3 protein-coding genes and 1 pseudogene are annotated in these 7,200 nt (G+C 69.2%); all 4 read right to left on the reverse strand.

Going from position 1 to position 7,200, the window contains the following annotated elements:
* Positions 1–3,401, reverse strand: a 3,401-nt coding sequence (locus E0504_RS47925) for an ATP-binding cassette domain-containing protein (RefSeq protein WP_243657980.1), incomplete at its 3' end; no start/stop codon positions are given.
* 137 nt (positions 3,402–3,538) lie between these two features.
* A complete protein-coding gene (locus tag E0504_RS47930) occupies positions 3,539–4,825 on the reverse strand; it encodes an ABC transporter substrate-binding protein (RefSeq protein ID WP_112106949.1) in 1,287 nt (428 codons plus the stop codon).
* 723 nt (positions 4,826–5,548) lie between these two features.
* Positions 5,549–6,385 carry a phosphotransferase gene (locus E0504_RS47935; protein WP_235014152.1) on the reverse strand — a complete coding sequence of 279 codons (837 nt, stop codon included), beginning with the start codon at positions 6,383–6,385 and terminating at the stop codon, positions 5,549–5,551.
* A 182-nt stretch (positions 6,386–6,567) separates the two neighbouring features.
* Positions 6,568–6,702, reverse strand: a pseudogene (locus tag E0504_RS47940) (cytochrome P450); the annotation flags it as partial.
* Between the last annotated feature and the right edge of the window lie 498 nt (positions 6,703–7,200).

Consider the following 7,200-nt stretch of genomic DNA (forward strand, 5'->3'; position numbering starts at 1 on the left):
TTTGTGCGGCTTCTGGGTGGGTGGTCGTGGTTGCTGTGGCTGGGGTCGGGGTGGTTTCCGGGGCTGGCGATGGAGTGGTGTTCGCGGGCTGGTGCTGGCGATGGGATGGTTTCCGCCGCCGCCGGTGGGGTGGTGTCCGTGGCTGGTGCTGGGGTCGGGGTGGTTTCCGCGGCTGGCGGTGGAGTGGTCTCCGTGGCTGGTGCTGGCGATGGGATGGTTTCCGCCGCCGCCGGTGGGGTGGTCTCCGTGGCTGGTGCTGGGGTCGGGGTGGTTTCCGCGGCTGGCGGTGGGGTGGTCTCCGTGGCTGGTGCTGGCGATGGGATGGTTTCCGCCGCCGCCGGTGGGGTGGTCTCCGTGGCTGGTGCTGGGGTCGGGGTGGTTTCCGCGGCTGGCGGTGAGGTGGTCTCCACCGCTGACGGGGAGGCGGTCTCCGGCGGTGCTGCCGATTCCGTCTCTATCTCCTCTATCTCCGCCTCGACCTCTGCTGAGGCGTCGTGGACGGAGCCGAGGTAGGCGTCGGCGACGGCGCGGTCCGCGCGGATCGTCGCGGGGGTCCCCTCCGCGATGACCTTGCCGAAGTCGAGGACGTAGATGTAGTCGCACACGGACAGCACGAGGGAGACGTCGTGATCGACGAGGATCACGCCGACCCCGGTGTGGCTGATCGAGCGGATGCGCTCACCGAGCCAGGCGGTCTCGGTGGTGTCGAGCCCGGCGGCGGGTTCGTCGAGGAGCAGAGCCCGCGGGCTGGTGGCGCAGGCCCGCGCGATCGAGACGAGCTGCCGTTCGCCCTGGCTCAGTTCGTCGGCGTGCCGGCCGGCCCGGTCGGCGATGCCGACCAGGTCGAGCGCGGCCGCCAGGGCGCGGTGACGTTCGTCCCCGCGCGCGCCGAACAGCGCCGCGCTGACGTTCTCCTCGACGGTGAGGTCGTCGTAGAGCTCCAGGGACTGGAATGTGCGGGCGAGGCCACGCCGCACCCGCGCGTGTGTGGGCAGGCCCTCGATGGGCTCTCCGCCGAGCTGGATGGTGCCCGAGGCCTGGGCGAATCCGGTCGTCGCGTCGATCACGCTCGTCTTGCCGGCGCCGTTCGGCCCGATGAGGCCGACGATCTGGCCGGCGTGGACGCGCAGCGAGACCTCGGAGACAGCTGTCACGCCACCGTAACGAACAGTGAGTCCGCTGATGTCGAGCACCGTGGCCGCCGGCTGCGCCGGTTCGGTTGGTTCCGCCTGGTCGGTACTTGCCGGTTCGGTTGGTTCCGCCGCCTGGTCGGCGCCTGCCGGCTGTGTCGGCACGGTCGGTTCTGCTTTGGCGGTACTCACCGGTTTGGCGGTACTCACCGGTTCCGTCTGGTCGGTGCTTGCCGGTGCGGGGACGCTGGTCTTCGTCGTGAGGTCGGCCTCGGCGGCTGTGGGCTGCTGGGGCGTCAGCCTCTTGGCCTGCTCCGGGGAGGTTGGTGTGCGCTTGCGGTGGCGTAGTCGGTCCAGTCGGTCGGCGAGCTCGTGGCCGCCGGTGGCGAGGCCTTCGGGGTGACCGATGAGGGCGACGAGGAGCCCGATGCCGGTGATGACCGGGAACCAGTCGCCCAGGTGGACCCAGCGGTCCATGGCCACGAAGGTGATGCCGGACGCCGCCATGATGCCGGCGAGGATGCCGCCGTAGACCGAGGTGACGCCGGCCAGGTACGCGGTCGAGAGCAGGGCGAGCCCGCCGATCGCGGTGAACGAGTCGAAGGTGACGACACCACGCCGGTAGGCCAGGAGGCTGCCACCCAGGCCGGCGATGAACGACGCGATCGCGAAGCTGGCGACCTTGATCGCCACGACGTTGATCCCGATGCCGGCGGCGGAGTGCTCGTTGGCGCGGACCGCGAGCATGGCCGAACCCAGTGCGCTGGTCCGCAGCCGGGCGACGCCCCAGGCCACGGCCACCAGGACCGCCAGGCACAGGAGGCCGAAGGGAATGCGGGGGAAGGCGTGGCCGGTGCCGATGCTGAGGTCGAGGCCGAACAGCTTGGGCTGGGTCACCGCGGCGCCCTCGCTGCTGACGATCTGGGTGTTGCGGAACCAGACGGCCTCAATGGCGTAGGCCAGGGCGAGGGTGACGATGCCCAGGGTCAGCCCCCGCAATCGCAGGGCGGGCAGCCCGATCACCACGCCCAGCACGGTGGCCGCGAGCGCGGCCAGCAGGGGCGCGAACGGGAACGGGACGTGCCAGCTCTGGGTCAGGCCGCTCAGCGTGAACGCGGCGCTGCCGGCCAGCGCGAGCTGGGCCAGCGACACCTGGCCGGCGTAGCCGGTCACGACGACGAGCGACAGGCCGATGATCGCGGCGATGAAGGTGCCGATGACCGCGCTTCGCCAGGTTCCGGTGGTGGCCAGCAGGGCGATCACGCCCACGGCGGTACCGAAGACCGTGGGCAGTGTCAGGGAGCGCGGCCGGGGTGCCCGACCCAGCGGTTGCCGAACCAGACCGCCCCGGACCGTCAGGCCCCGTCCGGTGGCCAGCAGCGCCAGCAGGATCACCACCAGCGGGACGAGTTCCGACGCGCCTGTCCTCGGTAGCCACCACACCTTGTCGGCGGCGAGTGAGAGCGCCTCGGACTGGACCATGCCGATGGCGATGCCGGCGGCCACGGTCGGCACGAGGTTGGTGAAGCCACCGACGACGGCGGCGGCGAGGGCCGGGACGACGAAGAGCGTGTAGGTGGTCGGGGAGAGCGGGCTCAACGGCGCGATGAGAATGCCGGCGGCACCGGCGGTCACGCCGCTGATCATCCAGTTGAACAAAGCGATTCGGTCCGGGGACACGCCGCTGACGTAGGCGCCGGTCTGGGATTCCGCCACCGCCCTCGTCAGCAGCCCGAATCGGGTGAAGCGGTACACCGCGGTCAGCGCCAGCGTCAGGACCACCACGGCGACGACGAGATAGAGGCGGTCGGACAGCACCTTCGCGCCGCCGAACTCCCACCGTTCCGCCGGGAAGATCGCCTCGACGCTGACGGGCGCCGTACCGAGCCGGATCGCCATCACCGACTGGATGACCACCAGAACACCTAGCGACGCCACTGCCCGGGCCAGCGGAGGCGCCTCGCGCAGGGGCCTGAACACCGCCAGGTACAGCAGTGCGCCGAGCAGTGCCCCGAACAGGAGGGAGAGCGCTGCCGCCGGTGCCAGCCCCCATTCTCCGCCAAGGTCAACCGAGACAGGCAGTCCGGGAAAGAGGACTAACAGCTCGCCGTCGCGTAAGTAGGCATAGGAGTAGGCGACGTAGAGCGCTACCGCCCCGGTCGCGAAGTTGATGACTCCCGAGCTCCGGTAGGTGAGCACGAGCGCGAGACCCAGCGCCGCGAACACCCCTCCGTTTCCCAGGCCCAGAAGTAGCGAACCTATATGTTCCATCACGATCTCCTGGCATCTTTCAGTTCAGTCCTGCAAAACGCGGGCCGGTTCGGCCCCCCACTCGGGCAGACGCCGAGTGGGGGGCCGAACCGGCTATCGAGAAATACGTCGATGAGTGGGTAGTGGGTACGCGGCCGTCAGTCCGGGATCGGAGAGGTGCCGAGAACCTTGTACTCCGTAGGCTGGCCATCGCTGTCGAGAGTCGTGGACAACCCGCCGCGCACGCAGGCCGCCGGCGAGTCCGGGTAGGCCTTGCCGTTGCAGCGGAACTGCAACCCGGAGGCGCCCGGAAGCTCCTTCTCGGGAGCCGCCTTGATAGCGGCGGTGACGGTCGCCGGCGTGATTTCACCCTTGATGTCCTCGAGCGACGCCGCGAGACCGGCGAACGTCACGAACATGCCCCGGCCCGCGGACGAGCCGGTGTCGACGTCCTTCCCGTAGGTGTCGATCACGGCGTTGTAGAGGACGCTGGACGGGTCGTCCCCACCGACGGGAACAGAGGCGCCGATGACCATCCCTTCCAGGTCGTCCCCGGGCACGGCCTTACGGGTGGCGTCGGTGATGCACTGCGAGATGGCGCTGACCGTGCCTTCGAACCCGACCGCCCGCAGGCCGTTGATCGCGCTGATGCAGAACGAGTCGTTGCCGATGATGAACACGACGCTGGACTTGTCACCCGCGACGCCCTGCAGCTGCGGCGTCATGTCGGCCGTGCCCGGAGCGATCCGGATGAGCTCGTACTCGAGCCCCGCCTTCTCCATCAGCGGCGGTGCGAGGTCCTGCGCGTTGTGGAGCGCGGCCGGCACGTCGATGACGACCTCGGTGACCTTCTTGAGGCCCTTGTCCTTCGCGAGGCTGATCGGCAGCTGCAACGTCGCGAACGTCGGATCGCCTATGGTGAAGCTGTTGGGGTCGGACAGAATCGACGGGCTGCCCGCGCCGAAGAACATCACGGGTATGTCCGCGTCGGCCAGCGGCTTCCATACGCCCTCGGCCACCGCCGACTCGCCGACCGCGACCGCGACGACGTCCTTCTCGATCATCTGGTTCCCGCAGTCGGTACCCCTGGCCGGGTCTGCCTGCGTCTCACACGTCACCAGCTCGACGGGTCGGCCGCCGATGCCCCCGCGATGCTCGTTCAGGTACTTGGCGGTGGCCTCCGCGACGGCGAACTGGACGGAGTTGTCGATGGCGGCAGACCGGCCGTCCGAGACGATCCCGATTTTGACGGGCTCGCCGGCGGCCTTGTCGACCGGCCCGAGCGCGTTGGCGGCCGCGGCCGTCTCGGTCGGGGTGGTGGCATCCTCGTCGTCCGAGCTACACGCGGCGACGAACAGGAGCGAGGCCAGGGGCAGGGCTAAGAGCGCCCGCGCCGACCGCCGACGCGACCACCTTGTTCGGTCGCGTGGCACCGTGTTCTGCATATGCCTTCCACCTCTGAGTCATCGAAGTTGTCTGCATCGCGGCACCATCAGCCACGAAAAACAGCCCTGCCGGGAGCAGGTGGCTCTCACAAGGCCGTGTTTAGTTGGCTGGCCATTGTCCGGCGGACGAGTGAGCACATGCTCCCAACTTTCGACGTCAGCGTCAACGACTTAGGTTGCCCTCAGGTGATCTTGCTGGGTGGTGTGGTCAAAACGAGATCATGATCAAGGTGTTGGCGGCTCCGCCGTGGAAGTAGTAGCCGTGTTTGGCGTAGCGGGAGGCGAGCGGGCGAGGCATGCCTCGGGGCCGGCGGCCGGCCGTCAGGGGGCGGGGCCGTTTGAGCTGACGCGTCGGCCGGAGCGGCGCCGCGAGTCCACGGTGGTCAGCCCGGTGCAACCGGCGACGCCCGCACCGCGGGCTCCGCCTCCCACCGGCCTGGCACGACCACCCCCGGCCGCCGCCGCGACGGCAGGATCAAGCGCTGGTCCGTCCTGGGCGTCCTAATCAACGAATACGGATGGGCCGCCTTATGATCGGGACACATCAATACGGTGGCCGAGTTCTGGCACTCGAAAGATCGAGAACATTCAGTCGCGGTCGCTACTGCGACCGAAGCGGTACTTCGACGCCGGTCCTTATTTGCGTCCGGTGGCCGCATTCGCCGAACTCGCCCGCGTCGTCCGGCACCTATCCGCACTCTGTGAACACCTTGAGCCCCAGGATCACCGTGCGTGGCTGCCGAGCAGGTCCAGGGTGCCGAGGTCGCGGATGGCGGCGCACGCGTTTGTGATCATGGAGAGGAACATTCGGTCGGAGTTCTCGGTGGGTTCGTTGGTCGCGTAGGCGGAGCCGAGCACGGTGAGTAGTGGTGCCTGTGGGGTTCCGAGGCGGTAGTCGTGGAAGCAGTCGTCGAGCGGGTAGTCGTCGACGCCCATCTGGGTGAGTTGTTCGTGGTAGGCGCGGACCAGGTTCTTTTCCTGGGCGCGTCGGAGTGCGGGTGGCAGTGCGGTGGCCAGGAAGTAGGCGACGTCGCGGCCGGGGAAGCCGATCTCGAGCGACTGCCAGTCGATGGCTGTCACCTCGTGGGATTCGGTGAACAGGAGGTTGTCGAGGCGGTAGTCGCCGTGGATGAGGGTGTGGCGGGTGCTGACGTGTCGGCCCCAGCGGGCGAAGTGATCGGCGGTGCGGTGCAGTGTGTCTGTGTCGGTGGGGAGAGACGGTCCTGGAACCGGTCGAGGAACGGCTCGGTGGCCGCGGTGAGGATTTCGCCGAGGAAGCTGAGACCGGCTTCGTCGGTCTGGCGTAGCCAGTCGGCGCCGTTGGTGAGGCCCGGCTTGTTCCAGAACGGGCCGTGCAGGCCGACGAGGTTGCGTAGCGCGGCTTCGGCCTGGGGGCGAACCTGGTGTAGTAGCCCACCTCGCTGCGGTAGCCGGGGGCGATCTGGCCGCGGCCTTCGGGGGTGCCGGCGGCCAGTTTGAGCACCACCGAGGAGGGCGCCGGGTCGGCGCTGTCGGGATGGACGTCGAGGTGGAAGCGGTGGCTGGAGCTGAGTTGGCCACCCCCGACGGGTTCGTGGCGTAGCCCGACGATCTCGGTGTCGGTGCCGCCTCGGCGCAGCGCGGCGGTCATCCACTCAGGGGTGACCACGCTGGGGTCGTCGACGATCCACGCCGGTTGTCCACCCGCCGGTTCGGTCATCCTGGCCCCCGAAGGCGCTCGGGTCGGTGTCCGTGGCGGCGGGCTAGGTGATCGTGTAGCGGATGGGGAGGCGTTTGGGTCCGCCGACGAACAGGGTCTGCATGTATTCGGGCGTGCCGGCCAGCTCGATCTCGTGTAGCCGGGGGACCAGTTCGGTGTAGAGGGCGCGTCCCTCTAGGCCGTGTCCGGTCAATGATGGTTGGAGGCGGTTTCGCGTACGGGCCCGCTCGTGTCCCAGCCGACGTACGGCGCCGGTTGACACCAGTGCTCCGCTGCTCCGTGGACCGCCATGATCCCCCGTGCCCGTGCCCGTGCCCGTGCCCGTGCCCGTGCCCGTGGCGGCCGTGGTGTCGAGCGGGCGGCGCGCGTGCAGGAGTGCTGGCGTCCGGAGCAGGCCGGAACCGATAGGTATTCACGCCGGCTGGGCCTCATGCGCGATGTCGAGCAGCCGTGGCGGTTGAGTGACAGCCCGGACTCACCCAGCCGCCACACATTGCCGGGTGGCGGGATTGGGGCCGCATAAGTCCCGTTCCCGCGGCCTTGGCGCACTGATTCCGTGCCCGCCGGCCCACCCCGCCCGCGCCGGGCCCGCCCGGCCCCGTAGGAGGTCACCACCGTCGGCCCTTGGACGGATGAGGCTGCCGCTTCCTCGGCGGCTAGTGCGCTGGCCATGAAC

The organism is Parafrankia sp. BMG5.11 (assembly GCF_004337455.1).

Bases quoted from the DNA above. Each gene is read 5' to 3' on its own strand.
- E0504_RS47930 (WP_112106949.1), bottom strand. From the start codon at position 4,825: ATGCAGAACACGGTGCCACGCGACCGAACAAGGTGGTCGCGTCGGCGG.